At 61.5% G+C, this 18,105-nt stretch carries 21 protein-coding genes and 1 pseudogene; 11 read left to right on the forward strand and 11 right to left on the reverse strand.

What is annotated here, in order from left to right; all coding sequences use genetic code 11:
- Positions 1-2 precede the first annotated feature (2 nt).
- From ptsN to BM321_RS25010, 8 genes are all read right to left on the reverse strand, one after another.
- Entirely contained in the window at positions 3-467 is a 465-nt protein-coding gene (gene ptsN, locus BM321_RS24975; protein WP_092445434.1) for a PTS IIA-like nitrogen regulatory protein PtsN, read from the reverse strand.
- Between the two features lie 12 nt (positions 468-479).
- Positions 480-788 carry a ribosome hibernation-promoting factor, HPF/YfiA family gene (gene hpf / locus BM321_RS24980; RefSeq protein ID WP_003178005.1) on the reverse strand — a complete coding sequence of 103 codons (309 nt, stop codon included), beginning with the start codon at positions 786-788 and terminating at the stop codon, positions 480-482.
- Positions 789-864: 76 nt separating this feature from the next.
- A complete protein-coding gene (locus BM321_RS24985; RefSeq protein WP_092445435.1) occupies positions 865-2,358 on the reverse strand; it encodes an RNA polymerase factor sigma-54 in 1,494 nt (497 codons plus the stop codon).
- 164 nt (positions 2,359-2,522) lie between these two features.
- Entirely contained in the window at positions 2,523-3,248 is a 726-nt protein-coding gene (gene lptB / locus BM321_RS24990; RefSeq protein ID WP_072410876.1) for an LPS export ABC transporter ATP-binding protein, read from the reverse strand.
- On the reverse strand, positions 3,248-3,793 hold the full coding sequence (lptA, locus tag BM321_RS24995) for a lipopolysaccharide transport periplasmic protein LptA (RefSeq protein WP_092205006.1): 546 nt from the start codon (positions 3,791-3,793) through the stop codon (positions 3,248-3,250). The genes lptB and lptA overlap by 1 nt, the downstream gene beginning before the upstream one ends.
- Positions 3,780-4,349, reverse strand: coding sequence for an LPS export ABC transporter periplasmic protein LptC (lptC, locus tag BM321_RS25000; RefSeq protein WP_092445437.1), 570 nt, complete (start codon positions 4,347-4,349; stop codon positions 3,780-3,782). The genes lptA and lptC overlap by 14 nt, the downstream gene beginning before the upstream one ends.
- A gap of 7 nt (positions 4,350-4,356) precedes the next feature.
- The gene (locus BM321_RS25005) at positions 4,357-4,881 is read right to left on the reverse strand and encodes a KdsC family phosphatase (protein ID WP_060739154.1); all 525 of its coding nucleotides are present in this window, start codon (positions 4,879-4,881) and stop codon (positions 4,357-4,359) included.
- Positions 4,882-5,856, reverse strand: a complete 975-nt coding sequence (locus BM321_RS25010; protein ID WP_092445439.1) for a KpsF/GutQ family sugar-phosphate isomerase — start codon at positions 5,854-5,856, stop codon at positions 4,882-4,884.
- Positions 5,857-6,129: 273 nt separating this feature from the next.
- On the opposite strand from BM321_RS25010, the gene BM321_RS25015 reads away from it, so the two are divergent.
- The 10 genes from BM321_RS25015 (at position 6,130) to hisC (ending at position 14,105) form a co-directional block, all read left to right on the forward strand.
- Positions 6,130-6,939, forward strand: coding sequence for an ATP-binding cassette domain-containing protein (locus BM321_RS25015; RefSeq protein ID WP_092445442.1), 810 nt, complete (start codon positions 6,130-6,132; stop codon positions 6,937-6,939).
- Positions 6,939-7,736, forward strand: coding sequence for a lipid asymmetry maintenance ABC transporter permease subunit MlaE (gene mlaE / locus BM321_RS25020; RefSeq protein ID WP_092205010.1), 798 nt, complete (start codon positions 6,939-6,941; stop codon positions 7,734-7,736). The genes BM321_RS25015 and mlaE overlap by 1 nt, the downstream gene beginning before the upstream one ends.
- On the forward strand, positions 7,736-8,203 hold the full coding sequence (mlaD, locus tag BM321_RS25025) for an outer membrane lipid asymmetry maintenance protein MlaD (protein ID WP_003178020.1): 468 nt from the start codon (positions 7,736-7,738) through the stop codon (positions 8,201-8,203). Before mlaE ends, mlaD begins: the two co-directional genes overlap by 1 nt.
- Before the next feature lie 11 nt (positions 8,204-8,214).
- A complete protein-coding gene (locus tag BM321_RS25030) occupies positions 8,215-8,868 on the forward strand; it encodes an MlaC/ttg2D family ABC transporter substrate-binding protein (protein ID WP_092333293.1) in 654 nt (217 codons plus the stop codon).
- Between the two features lie 8 nt (positions 8,869-8,876).
- Positions 8,877-9,182 (forward strand): STAS domain-containing protein, encoded by a 306-nt coding sequence (locus BM321_RS25035; protein ID WP_092333328.1) that lies wholly within the window; start codon positions 8,877-8,879, stop codon positions 9,180-9,182.
- A gap of 115 nt (positions 9,183-9,297) precedes the next feature.
- Positions 9,298-9,537 carry a BolA family protein gene (locus BM321_RS25040; protein WP_007953556.1) on the forward strand — a complete coding sequence of 80 codons (240 nt, stop codon included), beginning with the start codon at positions 9,298-9,300 and terminating at the stop codon, positions 9,535-9,537.
- A gap of 22 nt (positions 9,538-9,559) precedes the next feature.
- Positions 9,560-10,825, forward strand: coding sequence for a UDP-N-acetylglucosamine 1-carboxyvinyltransferase (murA, locus tag BM321_RS25045; RefSeq protein ID WP_092445444.1), 1,266 nt, complete (start codon positions 9,560-9,562; stop codon positions 10,823-10,825).
- Positions 10,826-10,954: 129 nt separating this feature from the next.
- Positions 10,955-11,590, forward strand: coding sequence for an ATP phosphoribosyltransferase (gene hisG, locus BM321_RS25050; protein WP_003197870.1), 636 nt, complete (start codon positions 10,955-10,957; stop codon positions 11,588-11,590).
- 123 nt (positions 11,591-11,713) lie between these two features.
- Positions 11,714-13,051, forward strand: coding sequence for a histidinol dehydrogenase (hisD, locus tag BM321_RS25055; RefSeq protein WP_092445446.1), 1,338 nt, complete (start codon positions 11,714-11,716; stop codon positions 13,049-13,051).
- Between the two features lies 1 nt (position 13,052).
- Complete coding sequence (hisC, locus tag BM321_RS25060; protein ID WP_092445448.1) at positions 13,053-14,105, forward strand: histidinol-phosphate transaminase; 1,053 nt, start codon at positions 13,053-13,055, stop codon at positions 14,103-14,105.
- A gap of 126 nt (positions 14,106-14,231) precedes the next feature.
- Here the strand turns inward: hisC and BM321_RS31405 are convergent, their stop codons facing one another.
- Entirely contained in the window at positions 14,232-15,074 is an 843-nt protein-coding gene (locus BM321_RS31405) for a methyl-accepting chemotaxis protein (protein WP_371128551.1), read from the reverse strand.
- Positions 15,075-15,089: 15 nt separating this feature from the next.
- A pseudogene (locus tag BM321_RS31410) lies at positions 15,090-16,370 on the reverse strand (HAMP domain-containing protein); the annotation flags it as partial.
- Positions 16,371-16,588: 218 nt separating this feature from the next.
- On the opposite strand from BM321_RS31410, the gene BM321_RS25070 reads away from it, so the two are divergent.
- Positions 16,589-17,404: a M48 family metallopeptidase gene (locus BM321_RS25070; RefSeq protein ID WP_092445452.1), complete on the forward strand. Its 816-nt coding sequence runs from the start codon at positions 16,589-16,591 to the stop codon at positions 17,402-17,404.
- A gap of 109 nt (positions 17,405-17,513) precedes the next feature.
- On the opposite strand, the gene BM321_RS25075 is transcribed toward BM321_RS25070, so the two are convergent.
- Positions 17,514-18,098, reverse strand: a complete 585-nt coding sequence (locus tag BM321_RS25075) for a TMEM165/GDT1 family protein (protein ID WP_092205553.1) — start codon at positions 18,096-18,098, stop codon at positions 17,514-17,516.
- Positions 18,099-18,105: the final 7 nt, after the last annotated feature.

Below are 18,105 nucleotides of genomic sequence, written 5' to 3' on the forward strand. Positions count from 1 at the left end.
GTTTAATGACCGTTCTGCTCGTCCAGGACCACCTGGTACAGAGCTTCGTTACTCGGCGCGCTGCGCAGTTTTTCGCGCACTTCCTTGCGGTCCAGCATGCTGGCGATCTGGCGCAGCAGCTCGAGGTGCGCATCGGTCGCCGCTTCCGGAACCAGCAATACGAACAGCAGGTCGACCGGGGCGCCGTCGATGGCATCGAAATCTATGGGGGCTTCAAGGTGCAACAGTGCGCTGATGGGCGCGGTACAGCCCTTGAGGCGGCAATGGGGAATGGCGATGCCGTTGCCAAAACCGGTGGAACCGAGTTTTTCACGGGCAACCAGCGCCTCGAAGACGTCCTGCATTCCCAGATCCGGCACTTCGCGGTGGATCAGGTTGGCAGTTTGTTCGAGGGCTTTCTTTTTACTGCCGCCCGGCGCGTTCACTAGGGAACGGCCGGGGGTCAGGATGTTTTCTAGTCGGATCATGGATTGGGGGGGTTAACGACCGGTCGCGCCCTGGAGGAGGCTCTGGGTCTTTTCCTTATGCTTTTTGAGTTGGCGATCCAGCTTGTCGGTCAGCAGGTCAATCGCGGCATACATGTCTGTGTGCTCTGCGTTGGCGACCACTTCTCCGCCGGGAATATGCAGCGTGGCTTCGATTTTCTGCAGCAGTTTCTCGACGTTCATCGTGACTTGCACGTTGGTGATCTTGTCGAAATGCCTCTCCAACCGGTCGAGTTTTTCGCCGATGTAGGTGCGCAGGGGTTCGGTCACTTCCAGTTGGTGTCCACTGATGTTGACTTGCATACAGCTTCTCCTTCGTTGCCAGTGCATAAAGCGGCAGGCAGAAATGCCTGCCACTGGAACGCTGTGGCGTGGCCTGTTACATCAACCGCTTGCGTTCGCTCGAAGGCGCGATCCCGAGGGATTCGCGGTATTTGGCGACGGTACGGCGGGCCACCTGAATGCCTTGTGCCTCCAGTAAACCAGCGATCTTGCTGTCACTCAACGGCTTTTTCTGATTTTCCGCGGCCACCAGTTTTTTGATGATCGCGCGGATGGCCGTGGACGAGCATTCGCCGCCTTCGGAGGTGCTGACATGGCTGGAGAAAAAGTATTTCAATTCATAGATGCCCCGGGGGGTATGCATGAATTTCTGGGTGGTCACCCGGGAAATCGTCGACTCGTGCATGCCAACTGCCTCGGCAATGTCATGCAGGACCAACGGTTTCATCGCTTCGTCGCCGTACTCCAGGAAGCCGCGCTGATGCTCGACGATCTGGGTGGCCACCTTCATCAGGGTTTCGTTGCGGCTTTGCAGGCTCTTGATGAACCAGCGGGCTTCCTGCAACTGGTTGCGCATGAACGTGTTGTCGGCGCTGGTGTCGGCGCGCTTGACGAAGCCGGCGTACTGGGCGTTGACCCGCAGCTTGGGCACCGACTCCTGGTTGAGCTCCACCAGCCAGCGATCGTTGTGCTTGCGCACGATCACGTCGGGCACCACGTACTCAGGCTCAGTGGATTCGATCTGCGAGCCGGGGCGCGGGTTGAGGCTCTGGACCAGCTCGATGACCTGGCGCAGCTCATCTTCCTTGAGCTTCATGCGCCGCATCAACTGGCTGTAGTCGCGACCGCCCAGCAGGTCGATGTAATCGGTGACCAATCGCTTGGCTTCGGCCAGCCATGGCGTCTTGGCAGGCAACTGGCGCAGTTGCAGCAGCAGGCACTCGCCCAGGTTGCGGGCGCCGATGCCGGCCGGTTCGAATTGCTGGATGCGATGGAGGACGGCTTCGATCTCGTCCAGCTCGATGTCGAGTTCGGGGTCGAAGGCTTCGAGGATCTCTTCGAGGGTCTCGTCCAGGTAGCCCTGGTTGTTGATGCAGTCGATCAGGGTCACGGCGATCAGGCGATCGGTGTCAGACATTGGCGCCAGGTTCAGTTGCCACAGCAGGTGGCTTTGCAGGCTTTCGCCGGCCGAGGTGCGGGTGGTGAAGTCCCACTCGTCGTCATCGCTGCTGGGCAGGTTGCTGGCGCTGGTCTGGTAGACGTCTTCCCAGGCCGTGTCCACGGGCAGATCGTTGGGGATGCGCTCGTTCCATTCGCCATCCTCGAGGTTATCCACCGTCGGAGCGGCTTCCTGGTAGGACGGTTCCGGGATCTCGGTATTGGTCTTCTGCTCGACGTTGTCGGCCAGCGGATCGGTGTTGTCGAAGTCGTCGCCTTCTTCCTGGCGTTCGAGCATCGGATTGGACTCCAGGGCCTCCTGGATTTCCTGTTGCAGGTCCAGGGTCGACAATTGGAGCAGGCGGATGGCCTGTTGCAGCTGCGGTGTCATCGTCAGCTGCTGGCCCATTCTCAAGACTAGCGATGGTTTCATGGCAGGGGCTTAACACCTTATTCGCCGGCGCACATGCGCCATCCACTACAGGGCGCCGGAGCGCCAAACTTAAGCAAATTATATGCCTGAAACTGAAGTGTTTGCCTAGAGCGTCGCCATAATAAAATTAAGCGACGCCCAGGCAATTCGCCAGACACGTGTGCTTACAGACGGAACTCATGGCCCAGGTAAACTTCCTTGACCAGGTCGTTGGCCAGGATCGCGGCGGAGTCACCTTCGGCGATCAATTGGCCGTCATTGACAATGTAGGCGGTTTCGCAGATATCCAAGGTTTCGCGCACGTTGTGGTCGGTGATCAGCACGCCGATGCCCTTGGCCTTGAGGTGATGGATGATCTGCTTGATGTCGCCCACCGAGATCGGGTCCACGCCGGCGAACGGTTCGTCGAGCAGGATGAACTTCGGTGCGGTGGCCAGGGCACGGGCGATTTCCACACGGCGCCGTTCGCCACCCGACAGACTCATGCCCAGGTTGTCGCGAATGTGGCTGATGTGGAATTCCTGCAGCAGGCTTTCCAGTTCCTGGCGACGGCCGGCCTTGTCGAGCTCCTTGCGGGTCTCGAGGATCGCCATGATGTTGTCGGCGACCGACAGTTTGCGGAAGATCGACGCTTCTTGCGGCAGATAGCCGATCCCGGCCTTCGCCCGGCCGTGCATCGGCTGGTGGCTGACATCCAGGTCGTCGATCAGCACGCGACCCTGATCGGCCTGGACCAGGCCGACGATCATATAGAAGCAGGTGGTCTTGCCCGCGCCATTGGGGCCGAGCAGGCCGACGATCTGGCCGCTGTCGATGGACAGGCTCACATCACGCACGACTTGCCGGCCCTTGTAGCTCTTGGCCAAGTGCTGGGCTTTCAGAGTTGCCATTACTGGGCCTTCTGCTCGGTTTTCTTTTTAGGCTGGATCACCATGTCGATCCGCGGACGCTGCTCGGTCACTTTGCTGCCGGTGGCGCGGCCGGCGCTGGCCAGTTTCTTGACGGTGTCGTAGACGATTTTCTCGCCCTGGGTAACGTTGTTGTCCTTGTCGACGACCTTGGCACGGTCGATCAGGACCACGCGATCCTGGGCGGCGTGGTACTGGATGGTCACCCCGTAGCCCTGTACCGGCTTGGTATCGCCCGCGGTTTGCAGTTGCTCGAAATAGGCCAGGTTACCCACCGAGGTCACCACATCGATATCGCCGGTCGGGGTGCGGGTGATGGTCACGGTGTTGCCGGTGACCTTCATCGAACCCTGGGTGATGATCACATCGCCTTTATAGGTGGCGACGCCATTCTTGTCGTCGAGTTGGGCGTCGTCGGCCTGGATGCGGATAGGCTGGTCGCGGTCGTTGGGAAGAGCCCAGGCGCTCGCGCTTCCCAGTGCTGCGCCCAGACTGAGCAAAATAGGGAGGGTTTTAGCGAGCTTCATACTGTCCTCTTACGTTCGATAGCAGGTGTATCCTGCTTTCCTTCAAATACGCTTTCATGCCCGTGCCGGTCGATACACCCCCGGCGCCGTCGATTCTAACGGGTTGCTCGGTCTGCGCATATTCTTGCTGTGGGAACACGGTCATGCGTGTGCTGGTGATGATGGTCGTGCGGTTTTTCTCGTCGGTTCGGGCGACGCGTACCGAGTCGATCAGTTCCACTTCGGTGCCGCCGGAATTGACTTCGGCGTGCTCGCTCTGCACGTGCCACGGGAATTCGGTGCCGCGGAACATGTTCAGGTCCGGCTTGGTGACCAGCGTAATGTCAGTGGCTTTTACGTGGTCAACCTTATCGGACGTCATCTCATATTGCACTTTGCCGTCGGGCAGATACTGCAGGGTATGGGTGTTGGTCGCATACCAGTCGATCCATTCCTCGACCTGGGCCGCGGGCTGGTCGAGAAACCGCTCGGGGCTGATGTTCCAATAGCCCACCGCGGCGAAAATCGCCGCGATACAGGCAAACACCGCAACGGTGCGAATCTTTTTGCTCAGCATATATGGCTCACAGGTACGCGGCGTTGGCCGCTTCGAGGCGGCCCTGGGCGCGCAGGATCAGTTCACAGAATTCGCGGGCGGCACCTTCGCCGCCTCGCGCCGTGGTGATGCCGTGGGCATGCTCGCGCACGAAGCTGGCCGCGTTGGCGACTGCCATGCCCAGGCCGACTCGGCGAATCACCGGCAGGTCTGGCAGGTCGTCACCGAGGTAGGCCACCTGTTCATAGCTTAGGTTGAGTTGGCCCAGAAGCTCGTCCAGCACCACCAGTTTGTCTTCGCGTCCCTGATAAAGATGCGGGATGCCGAGGTTCTTCGCACGCCGTTCGACCACCGGGGTCTTGCGGCCGCTGATGATAGCGGTCTGTACGCCGGCGGCCATCAGCATCTTGATGCCCTGGCCGTCGAGGGTATTGAAGGTCTTGAATTCGCTGCCGTCTTCGAGGAAGTACAGGCGACCGTCGGTCAGCACGCCGTCCACATCGAACACGGCCAGCTTGATGGCTTTGCCACGTTGCAACAGGTCTGTGTTCATTTACATGACTCCCGCACGCAGCAAATCGTGCATGTTCAGGGCGCCCACCGGACGGTCTTCGTCATCGACGACCACCAGGGCGCTGATCTTGTGGTCTTCCATGATTTTCAGGGCCTCGGCGGCGAGCATCTCGGCGCGGGCGGTCTTGCCGTGAGGGGTCATGACTTGCTCGATGGTCGCGCTGTGGATGTCGATGGTGCGGTCCAGGGTGCGGCGCAGGTCGCCGTCGGTAAAGATCCCGGCAAGCTTGCCGTCGGCCTCCAGGACCACCGTCATGCCCAGTCCCTTGCGAGTCATTTCCATGAGCGCGTCCTTGAGCAGCGTGCCGCGCACGACCTGTGGCAGTTCCTGGCCGGCGTGCATCACGTTTTCGACTTTCAGCAGCAGGCGACGGCCGAGAGCGCCACCGGGATGGGAAAAGGCGAAGTCTTCCGCGGTGAAGCCCCGGGCTTCCAGCAGCGCCACGGCCAGGGCGTCGCCCATGACCAGGGCCGCGGTGGTGGAGGAGGTCGGTGCCAGGTTCAACGGGCAGGCTTCGTGTTCGACATGGACATTGAGGTTCACTTCGGCGGCCTTGGCCAGCGGCGAGTCGGGGTTGCCGGTCACGCTGATCAACTGGATGCCCAGGCGCTTGATCAGCGGCAGCAGGGTGATGATCTCGTTGGTGGAGCCGGAGTTGGACAGGGCCAGGATGATGTCGTCCCGGGTGATCATGCCCATGTCCCCATGGCTGGCTTCGGCCGGATGGACGAAAAAGGCCGTGGTGCCGGTGCTGGCGAGGGTGGCGGCGATCTTGTTGCCGATGTGCCCGGACTTGCCCATGCCGACCACGACCACGCGGCCCTTGCTGGCCAGAATCATCTCGCAGGCGCGTACGAAATCAGCGTCGATATGGGGCAGCAAGCCTTGCACGGCTTCGAGCTCGAGGCGGATGGTACGTTGTGCCGATTGAATCAGGTCGCTGGATTGGCTCATGTCTGAAATCGTATAGCCCGATGAAAAGGCGGCGATTATAGCGGTAATGAACAATTCCCTCACGTAAGTTCGTCATGCTTTGTTCAAGGGGTCACAACGTTTGACATAAAATGTGGCTTTTACCTTAAGCCAAGCTTAACGGGCGGGGCGTTGGCCTTGGGCGCTTGGCTGTTGCAGTGATATAGTTCGCCGCCGGTTCGCGTGCCCGGCGGTACCGGCGCTTGTCGGCTGCCCAGGGCATTCGAATGTGAGGCTGCATCGCAAGGAGTTTAGATGAGTGCCGACAACGCCTACGCGGTCGAGCTGAAGGGACTGTCCTTCAAGCGAGGGACGCGCAGCATTTTCAATGACATCGATATTCGCATACCACGGGGCAAGGTCACCGGCATCATGGGGCCCTCCGGGTGTGGCAAGACCACGCTGTTGCGGCTGATGGGCGCGCAGCTGCGTCCCAGCACCGGCGAAGTCTGGGTCAATGGCCAGAATCTTCCCCAATTGTCTCGCAGTGACCTGTTCGATGCGCGCAAGCACATGGGCGTGCTGTTCCAGAGCGGCGCGCTGTTCACCGACCTCGATGTGTTCGAGAACGTGGCGTTTCCGCTGCGGGTCCATACCGACCTGCCGCAAGAGATGATCCGCGACATCGTCCTGCTCAAGTTGCAGGCCGTCGGGCTGCGTGGCGCCATCGACCTGATGCCGGACGAGCTGTCCGGCGGCATGAAGCGGCGGGTCGCGCTGGCACGGGCGATTGCCCTCGATCCGAAGATCCTCATGTACGACGAACCCTTCGTCGGCCAGGACCCGATCGCCATGGGTGTGCTCGTGCGCCTGATCCGCCTGCTCAACGATGCGCTGGGCATCACCAGTATCGTGGTCTCCCATGACCTGGCCGAAACCGCCAGCATTGCCGACTACATCTATGTGGTCGGCGAGGGCCAGGTGTTGGGGCAGGGCACACCGCAGGAACTGGCGGATTCGGACAACCCGCGTATTCGCCAATTCATGAAGGGTGATCCGGACGGGCCGGTGGCGTTCCATTTTCCGGCCACGGATTACCGTACCGATCTGCTGGGGAAGCGCTGATGCGCAAGAAATCACTGTTGGAAAGAGTTCGTCTGTTCGGTCGCTCCGGCATCGATGTGGTGGCGGTGCTGGGCCGTTCCTCGCTGTTCCTGATGCACGCCTTGCTCGGTCGCAGCGCGACGGGCGGCGGTTTCGGCCTGCTGGTCAAACAGTTGCACTCGGTGGGCGTGATGTCCCTGGTGATCATCGTGGTCTCCGGGATCTTCATCGGCATGGTGTTGGCGCTGCAGGGCTTCAGCATTTTGTCCAGCTACGGTTCGGAGCAGGCGGTGGGGCAGATGGTCGCCCTGACGCTGCTGCGCGAGCTGGGCCCCGTGGTGACGGCGCTACTGTTCGCCGGGCGAGCCGGTTCGGCCCTGACGGCTGAAATCGGTAACATGAAGTCCACCGAGCAGTTGTCGAGCCTGGAAATGATCGGTGTCGATCCACTCAAATACATCATTGCCCCGCGCCTGTGGGCCGGCTTCATTTCCCTGCCGGTGCTGGCGATGATTTTCAGCGTCGTGGGGATCTGGGGCGGCTCCTGGGTGGCCGTCGACTGGCTGGGGGTCTATGAAGGTTCCTACTGGTCGAACATGCAAAACAGCGTCGACTTCCTCGATGATGTCCTCAATGGCGTGATCAAAAGTGCCGTGTTCGCGTTCGTCGTGACCTGGATCGCCGTGTTTCAAGGCTATGACTGTGAGCCCACTTCAGAAGGGATCAGCCGTGCCACAACCAAGACCGTGGTGTACGCCTCGCTGGCGGTCCTGGGTCTCGACTTTATTCTGACCGCCTTGATGTTTGGAGATTTCTGATGCAAAACCGCACCCTGGAAATCGGTGTCGGCCTTTTCTTGCTGGCTGGCATCCTGGCTTTGTTGCTGCTGGCCTTGCGGGTCAGTGGACTGGCGCCGACGGCAAGCACCGATACTTATAAACTTTATGCCAATTTTGACAATATCGCCGGTTTGACGGTCAGAGCCAAGGTGACCATGGCCGGTGTGACCATCGGCAAGGTCACGGCAATCGATCTGAACCGCGAGGATTTCACCGGTCGGGTGACGCTGCAGCTGGAAAAGCGCGTGGACAACCTGCCGACTGACTCCACGGCATCCATCCTCACGGCCGGGCTGCTGGGCGAGAAATACATTGGCATCAGCGTGGGAGGGGAAGACACCGTGCTCAAGGACGGCGGCGTCATCCATGACACGCAGTCGTCCCTGGTGCTCGAGGACCTGATCGGTAAATTCCTGCTCAATACCGTTAGCAAAGACGCCAAATGAGGAGCTTTTGAATGATCTCTATCTTGCGACGTAGCCTGTTGGTGCTGCTCGCGGCGCTGCCGTTGATGGCCAACGCCGTGGCCGCGCCTTCGGCCCATGACATCATCCAGGACACGACCACCCGGTTGTTGGCGGACCTTGCCGCCAATAAAGAGAAGTACAAGCAAGACCCCAGTGCGTTCTATGACGCGCTGAACGGCATCGTCGGCCCTGTGGTGGACGCCGATGGCATCTCCAAGAGCATCATGACCGTCAAGTACTCGCGCAAGGCTACCCCGGCGCAGATGACCCGCTTCCAGGAGAACTTCAAGCGCAGCCTGATGCAGTTCTATGGCAACGCCTTGCTGGAATACAACAACCAGGGCATCACCGTTTCCCCGGCCAAGGACGAAAGCGGCACCCGCACCAGCGTCGACATGCAGGTCAAGGGCAACAACGGCGCGGTTTACCCTGTCTCCTACACGCTGGAGAAGATCAACGGCGAGTGGAAGGTGCGCAACGTGATCATCAATGGCATCAACATCGGCAAGCTGTTCCGCGATCAGTTCGCCGACGCGATGCAGCGCAACGGCAACGACCTGGACAAGACCATCGACGGTTGGGCCGGCGAAGTCGCCAAGGCCAAGGAAGTGACCGAAGAAGCCAAAGAGAAGCAGGAACAATGATCGAGTCGGTGAGTGAGTCGGCCGTTCGTCTGGGTAACGCGGGTGAGCTGCTGCTCAGTGGCGTGCTGGACTACCGCACCGGCCCGGCCTTGCGCAAGCAGGGCCAGGCGCTGATCAAGTCCGTCGGTGCCGCCGAGGTGGTCATTGACTGCTCGGCGGTGCAGAAGTCCAGCAGTGTCGGCTTGTCGCTGCTGCTGTGCTTCATGCGGGACGCCAAGGCGGCCGGCAAAACGTGGAGCATCCGTGGGATGCCCGAAGACATGCGCGAAATAGCCCAGGTCAGCGAGCTGACCGAGCTGTTGGCGCACTCCTGACCCACATTGTTGGAAAAGTCCCCCCGTCAGAGTCCTGCTTCGCGGGGTTCGCAGGCGCGGGGCTTTTTTGTATGATGTGCGACCCGCGCGCACAGGGCGCCGATTGAGGTTGAGCATGCAGGCTGTAGAAGTGAAGAGCTTCCTTGAAGGAAAGCTGCCTGGTACGCAGGTGGAAGTTGAAGGCGAAGGCTGCAACTTCCAGCTGAACGTGATCAGCGATGAACTGGCGGCATTGAGCCCAGTGAAGCGCCAGCAGAGCATCTATGCCCATTTGAACCCATGGATTGCCGATGGCAGCATCCACGCGGTCACGATGAAATTTTTCAGCAGCGCGGCCTGGGCCGAGCGCACCTGAGCCCAAGGGCCTCGAGATTCTTATGGATAAACTGATTATTACCGGCGGCGTTCGTCTTGATGGCGAAATCCGTATTTCCGGGGCAAAGAACTCCGCCCTGCCGATCCTGGCCGCCACCCTGTTGTGCGATGGTCCTGTGACCGTGGCCAACCTGCCGCACCTGCACGACATCACCACGATGATCGAGCTGTTCGGCCGCATGGGCATCGAGCCGGTGATCGACGAGAAGCTCAGCGTCGAGATCGACCCACGCACCATCAAGACCCTGATCGCCCCGTACGAGCTGGTGAAGACCATGCGTGCGTCGATCCTGGTACTGGGCCCGATGGTCGCCCGTTTCGGTGAAGCCGAAGTCGCCTTGCCTGGCGGTTGCGCCATCGGCTCGCGTCCGGTGGACCTGCACATCCGCGGCCTGGAAGCCATGGGCGCGGTGATCGACGTCGAAGGCGGCTACATCAAGGCCAAGGCGCCGGAAGGCGGCTTGCGCGGCGCGAATTTCTTCTTCGATACCGTCAGCGTGACCGGTACCGAGAACATCATGATGGCCGCCGCACTGGCCAAGGGCCGCAGCGTGCTGCAAAACGCTGCCCGCGAGCCTGAAGTGGTCGACCTGGCGAACTTCCTGATCGCCATGGGCGCCAAGATCAGCGGTGCCGGCACTGACACCATCATCATCGATGGCGTCGAGCGCCTGCATTCGGCCACCTACAAGGTGATGCCGGATCGGATCGAAACCGGCACCTACCTGGTGGCCGCTGCCGTCACCGGTGGCCGCGTCAAGGTCAAGGACACCGACCCCACCATCCTCGAATCCGTCCTGGAGAAACTCAAGGAAGCCGGTGCCGAAGTCACCTGCGGCGAAGACTGGATCGAAGTGAACATGCACGGCAAGCGGCCCAAGGCTGTCAACGTGCGGACCGCTCCATACCCGGCGTTCCCGACCGACATGCAGGCGCAGTTCATCTCCCTCAACGCCATTGCCGAAGGCACGGGCGCGGTCATCGAGACGATCTTCGAAAATCGCTTCATGCACGTCTACGAATTGCACCGCATGGGCGCCAAGATCCAGGTCGAAGGCAACACGGCCATCGTCACTGGCACCGAGAAGCTCAAGGGCGCGCCAGTCATGGCCACCGACCTGCGGGCGTCGGCCAGCCTGGTCATCTCGGCCCTGGTTGCCGAAGGCGATACCCTGATCGACCGCATCTACCACATCGACCGTGGCTACGAGTGCATCGAAGAAAAACTGCAGATGCTCGGCGCCAAGATCCGCCGCGTGCCGGGCTAGTTCCGGCTGCCTGGGCACATGGATGTGTCCGTTGATTTCGTTTCACATCGAGGGTGCCTGTACCCTCGATGTGTGTCCGGCGCCGCTTGCGACCGGGCATGAGTACCTTGATAAGGACTGACGTTTCCCATGTTGACCATCGCACTGTCCAAGGGCCGCATCCTTGACGACACCCTGCCGCTTCTGGCTGAAGCGGGCATCGTGCCGACCGAGAATCCGGACAAGAGCCGCAAGCTGATCATCCCCACGACCCAGGCCGATGTGCGCTTGCTGATCGTGCGTGCCACCGATGTGCCGACCTATGTGGAACATGGTGCCGCCGACCTGGGCGTTGCCGGCAAGGACGTGCTGATGGAGTACGGCGGCCAGGGGCTGTACGAGCCCCTGGACCTGCAGATCGCCCGTTGCAAGCTGATGACCGCCGGTAAAGTCGGCGCGCCGGAGCCCAAGGGGCGTTTGCGCGTGGCGACCAAGTTCGTCAACATTGCCAAGCGTTATTACGCCGAGCAGGGCCGTCAGGTCGACATCATCAAGCTGTACGGTTCGATGGAGCTGGCGCCGCTGATCGGCCTGGCGGACAAGATCATCGACGTGGTCGACACCGGCAACACCCTGCGGGCCAACGGTCTGGAACCCCAGGATTTCATCGCTGACATCACCTCCCGGTTGATCGTCAACAAGGCGTCGATGAAAATGCAGCATGCTCGTATCCAGGCTCTGATCGATACCCTGCGCAAGGCAGTGGAATCGCGACACCGCGGCTGATTCACCTGCGCGACCTCGAGTCGCGCCCGTCTATCCGTGTCATAGCCAATTTTCTCAGGTGCCCACGCGAATGGACTGGTAGCTTAGGGCGCCTGAGCATTTGCCATTAATGAGGCCCTCGCTATGACCGCTCCCACTTCGATTCGCCGACTCAACGCTGCCGATCCGGATTTCGCACATCATCTGGATCATCTGCTGAGCTGGGAAAGCGTGTCTGACGACTCGGTCAATCAGCGGGTGCTGGACATCATCAAGGCTGTGCGCGAGCGTGGCGATGCTGCCCTGGTGGAATTCACCCAGAAATTCGACGGCCTGCAAGTGGCGTCCATGGCCGACCTGATCCTGCCGCGTGAGCGCCTGGAATTGGCCCTGACCCGGATCACCGTGCCCCAGCGCGAAGCCCTGGAAAAAGCCGCGTCGCGGGTGCGTGACTACCATGAACGGCAGAAACAGGACTCCTGGAGCTACACCGAAGCCGACGGCACGGTGCTGGGCCAGAAAGTCACGCCGCTGGACCGCGCCGGCCTGTACGTGCCGGGCGGCAAGGCATCCTATCCGTCCTCGGTGCTGATGAACGCCATCCCGGCCAAGGTCGCCGGCGTGACTGAAGTGGTCATGGTCGTCCCGACCCCGCGGGGTGAAATCAACGAGCTGGTGCTGGCCGCCGCCTGCATCGCCGGGGTGGACCGGGTATTCACCATCGGCGGAGCCCAAGCCGTGGCTGCGCTGGCCTACGGCACCGAAAGCGTGCCACGGGTGGACAAGGTGGTCGGGCCGGGCAATATCTATGTCGCCACCGCCAAGCGTCACGTGTTTGGCCAGGTCGGCATCGACATGATCGCCGGCCCTTCGGAAATCCTCGTGGTGTGCGACGGCCAGACCGATCCGGACTGGATCGCCATGGACCTGTTTTCCCAGGCCGAGCACGACGAAGACGCCCAGGCGATCCTGGTCAGCCCGGACGCCGAGTTCCTCGACAAGGTCGCCGCCAGCATCGACAAGCTGCTGCCGACCATGGACCGCGCCGAGATCATCAACACCTCGATCAACGGCCGTGGGGCGCTGATCAAGGTCGATGACATGGCGCAGGCCATCGAGGTCGCCAACCGCATCGCGCCGGAACACCTGGAATTGTCCGTTGCCGATCCGCAAGCCTGGCTGCCACAGATCCGCCACGCCGGCGCGATCTTCATGGGCCGCCACACCAGCGAGGCACTGGGCGATTATTGCGCGGGGCCCAACCACGTGTTGCCGACTTCCGGCACCGCCCGCTTTTCGTCGCCGCTGGGGGTGTATGACTTCCAGAAGCGTTCGTCGATCATCTTCTGCTCCGAGCAGGGTGCTTCCGAACTGGGTAAGACCGCCTCGGTACTGGCCCGTGGCGAATCGCTGAGCGCCCACGCCCGCAGCGCCGAGTACCGTATTCTTGATGAGCCATCCGTTGAACGGCAGGGGAACTGAAATGAGTAAATTCTGGAGCCCGTTCGTCAAGAACCTGGTGCCCTACGTGCCGGGCGAACAACCGAAGCTGACCCGGTTGGTCAAGCTCAACACCAACGAGAACCCCTACGGCCCATCGCCCAAGGCCCTGGCGGCGATGCAGGCCGAACTGAACGACAACCTGCGCCTGTATCCAGACCCCAACAGTGACCTGCTCAAAGGCGCCGTGGCCCGCTACTACGGCGTGCAGAGCAACCAGGTGTTCCTGGGTAACGGCTCGGATGAAGTGCTGGCACACATCTTTCACGGCCTGTTCCAGCACGACCAGCGACTATTGTTCCCGGACATCAGCTACAGCTTCTATCCGGTGTATTGCGGGTTGTACGGCATCCAGTTCGAGGCAGTGCCGCTGGACGAACAATTCCGCCTCGACCCGGCCGACTACGCCAAGCCGAACGGCGGGATCATTTTCCCCAACCCGAACGCGCCGACCGGCTGCCTGCTGGCGCTGGACGCGGTCGAGCGGATCCTCAAGGCCAGCCCGGATTCGGTGGTGGTGGTCGACGAGGCCTACATCGACTTCGGCGGCGAGACGGCCATCAGCCTGGTGGATCGTTATCCGAACCTGCTGGTGACCCAGACATTGTCCAAGTCCCGCTCGCTGGCGGGGCTGCGCGTGGGCCTGGCGGTGGGCCATCCGGACCTGATCGAAGCGCTGGAGCGGATCAAGAACAGCTTCAACTCCTACCCGCTGGATCGCCTGGCGAACGTCGGTGGCGCGGCGGCGTTCGATGATCGCGAGCATTTCGACCGGACCTGCCGGTTGGTCATCGAGCACCGTGAATGGGTCGTGGCCCAATTGCAAGCCAAGGGCTTTGAAGTGCTGCCCTCGGCGGCCAACTTCATCTTCGCCCGCCACCCCCGGCACGATGCGGCAGGGCTGGCGGCGAAACTGCGGGAGCAGGGGGTGATCGTGCGGCACTTCAAGCAGGAGCGGATTGCTCAATTCCTGCGGATCAGCATCGGCACACCGGAGCAGAACCAGGCCCTGATCGAAGCCCTCGGCGAACTCTGAAACCCTGCATCGGCGTAGTCTCAGACACTTCAAGGTTGGCTGAACTGACGCTATCGCGAGCAAGCTCGCTCCCACAGTTGATCGCATTCCCCTGTGGGAGCGAGCTTGCTCGCGATGAGGTCTTGATCAGACCCTGAACTGATTGATCAACCGCCGCTGCTGCTCCGCCAGTTTGGTCAGCCCGGCGCTGGCCGCGCTGGATTCGTCGGCGCCGCTGGCCACTTCGTTCGCGACTTGCCCGATGTTGATCACATTGCGGTTGATGTCGTCGGCCACAGCGCTTTGTTCCTCGGCAGCGCTGGCGATCTGGGTGTTCATGTCGTTGATCACCGACACGGCCTGGGTAATCGTTTCCAGGGCCTGGGCCGCTTTCGCCGCATGCTGCACGCTTTCATCGGTACGGTGCTGGCTGTCTTCCATCACTTGCACCACGTCCCGGGTGCCTTGTTGCAGCTGCTGAATCATCGCCTGGATTTCTTCGGTCGCCTGCTGCGTCTTCTGCGCCAGGTTGCGCACTTCATCGGCGACCACCGCGAAACCACGGCCCTGTTCACCGGCCCGGGCCGCTTCGATGGCCGCGTTGAGGGCCAGCAGGTTGGTCTGTTCGGCGATCCCGCGGATGGCGGTGAGGATCGCGTTGATGTTCTCGCTGTCCTTGGCCAGGGTCTGCACCACACCCACCGCCTTGCCGATTTCCACGGCCAGGGCGCCAATGGAGGTGGAGGTATCCCGGACGATCTGCATGCCCTGGCTGGCGGCCTGGTCCGCATGACTGGCGGCCTGGGCCGCCTGGGTCGCGTTGCGGGCCACGTCCTGGGCGGTGGCGGTCATTTCCTGCACCGCAGTGGCGACCTGATCGATCTCGGACATTTGCTTGTGCACGCCCTGGTTGGTGCGGATCGCAATATCGGCCGTGTGCTCCGATGAATCGCTGACGCTCTGCACCGAAGTCACGACTTGGGTGATCATGCCCTGCAACTTGCTCAGGAAGGTGTTGAAGCCTCTGGCGATCGCCCCCAGCTCATCGGCGCGGTCGCTCACCAGGCGACGGGTCAGGTCGCCTTCGCCCTGGGCGATGTCATCGAGCATCGCCACCATTTGCTTGAGCGGCCGGGCAATGCCATGGCCCACCAGCCAGATCACCAGCAGACCGATGCCGGCAATCACCAGGCCTACCATCGTCATGCCGAAGATATCGGCCTGGCGCTGATGGTCGAGGTCTTGCTGCAAGGCTTGCAGGTCGGCCATGACCGCATTCAGCGGCAGCTGCAGCATCAGCGTCCAGCGGGCGTTGGTCTCGCCGATGCCGAACGGCATGTACACCTCGATATGCCCGTGTTCTTGGTCGATGTCGTAGCGCACCTCGCCGACGCCCAGCTTGGCCAGGTTGTCCAATTCGCTGGCATCCAGCAGGTCGCTGGCTTTTTCCCCGAGTTTGCTCGGGTCCTTGGTGAAGGCCACCAGCCGGTTGTTGCTCGAGAGCAAGGCCATTTCCCCGGCACCGTCGTACAGCTTGCCGTCCGCGGTCACGAGCATGTCTTGGATGAAGTTCACCGACAGGTCGGCGCCGACGATGCCCTGGAACTTGCCATCGATCATGATCGGTTCGATGAACGAGGCGAGCATGGTCATCGTGTTGCCGACGCGATAGGGTGCCGGGTCGATCACGCAGGCTTTCTTGCTGTCCTGGGAGCACAGGTAGTATTCACTGGCGCGGATGCCGGTGGAGAGCAGTTTCTGGTCGGTCACGTCGGCGAGTTTTTCCAGGCCCAGGGAGCCGTCCTGGTTGCGAAACCACCACGGCAGGAAACGCCCGCTGGCTTCCATGCCCACCACCGGGCTGTTCACGTAACTGTTGTCGTCGTGGTCGATGGCGTTCGGCTCCCAGGCAATGTAGGCGCCGAGGATCTTCGGGTTGCGCACCACGGTTTCCCGCAGCAGGCTGATCATTTGCTCGCGGGGCACCTTCAGTTGCGGGTTGCCGTCCGCGCCGTTGATGCCCATCAAGGCGTTCGTGGTGGCCAGGCCGCGGGCCAGCAGCAGCGGTGCTTCCAGTTCCCGCTGGATCAGGCTGGCCTGGGTGCGCGCCAGGGCACTGAGGCGTTGTTCGATGAGATGCTCGAACTGCGCCTTGGTGCGCTGTTGCACCATCTCCTGGGTGCGGGCGCCGGCAAACAGTGCATACAGCACAAGGGCGCCAACCACACTGAGCACGATGGCACCGGCCAGGGCGGCCACGGAAAACTGGATCGATTTGAATTTCATAAAGGCTCCGGGCGCGGAAATGACGTCTGGGATCTTTATCGGCGTTTCTGTGGGGCGGCATGAGGCGCTGTTCGTCGGGTGACTCTAATAGCTGCGTGGATGTCGCAAATGGACGCGGTGGGGTCTGTCCGAAAAAACGCTAATCCCTCGTTGTGTATCTGGCGCCGGTACCAATCAAGGCCTAGGATACGCCCACGTTTCCAGGGAGCTTCTTTTACATGAACAAGACATTGATGGTGAGTGCTCTGAGCGCCGCGCTGCTGCTCGCCGGTTGCCAGTCGGTCAACACCACCAGCGGCGGAGCCGTGGGTGTGGAACGCAAGCAGTACATGTTCAGCATGCTGTCGACCGAACAGGTCAACCAGATGTACGCCCAGTCCTATCAAAAGACGATGGGTGAGGCCAAAGCCCAGGGTGCGCTGGACAAGACCAGCAACGATGCCAAGCGCATCCAGGTCATTGCTGATCGCTTGATTGCCCAGGCGCCGGTGTTCCGCCCGGATTCGGCCCAGTGGAACTGGGAAGTGAACCTGATCAAGAGCGATGAACTCAACGCCAATTGCGGCCCTGGCGGCAAGATCATGTTCTACACCGGCCTGATCGACCAGTTGAAGCTGACCGACGCTGAAATCGCCGCGATCATGGGCCACGAAATCGCCCACGCCCTGCGCGAGCACGGGCGCGAAGCGATGTCCAAGGCCTATGGCATCGAGATGGCCAAGCAGGGCGCCGGTGCCTTGTTCGGCCTTGGCCAGGACAGCCTGGCATTGGCCGACACCGTCGCCAACTACGGCATGACCTTGCCCAACAGCCGTGGCAATGAGAACGAAGCCGACCTGATCGGCCTCGAACTGGCCGCCCGCGCCGGCTACGACCCGAATGCGGCGATCACCTTGTGGAACAAGATGGCCAAGGCCTCCGAAGGCGCGCCGCCGGAATTCATGAGCACCCACCCGTCGTCGAGCAGTCGTATCGCTTCGTTGCAAGCGGCGATTCCGAAGGTGATGCCGCTGTATCAGCAAGCCAAGAAATAAGCATCGTCATACGGTGAGGCTGCCGGCCTCATCGCGAGCAAGCTCGCTCCCACAATGATCTGCAGCCCCTGTGGGAGCGAGCTTGCTCGCGATGAACGATGACGCGGTATCAAACCCACCCGCTACTCTGCATCGCCTTGTACACCGCTACGATCGCCAGGACGAAGAACGCCAAGGCGGCCAGGCGGCGGATCAGGGTCAGGGGTAGCTTCTCGGCGGCGAAATTGCCCGCCAGGACCACCGGCACGTTGGCAATCAACATGCCCACGGTGGTGCCGATGATCACCAGCCACAACTCCGGGTATTGCGCGGCGAGCATCACCGTGGCGATCTGGGTCTTGTCGCCGATTTCCGCCAGGAAGAATGCAATCAGTGTGGTCAGGAACGGTCCGAACCGGCGAGCCGTGTTGGCTTCTTCATCGTCCAGTTTGTCCGGGACCAGCGTCCACAGTGCCGTGGCCGTGAAGCTGGCCGCCAATATCCAGTGCAGGACCGCGTTGGAGAAAAAGCCGCTGACCCAGGCGCCGACCGCGCCGGCCGCCGCATGGTTGGCCAGGGTCGCGGCAACGATGCCGGCGATGATCGGCCAGGGTTTGCGAAAGCGAGCCGCGAGGATGAGTGCGAGCAATTGCGTCTTGTCGCCGATTTCGGCCAGCGCAACGATCGCCGTAGGTACGAGGAGTGAGTCCAGCATCAGGGAT

This window comes from Pseudomonas sp. NFIX10 (genome assembly GCF_900111955.1).
GTDB classification, from domain to species: domain Bacteria; phylum Pseudomonadota; class Gammaproteobacteria; order Pseudomonadales; family Pseudomonadaceae; genus Aquipseudomonas; species Aquipseudomonas fluorescens_AA.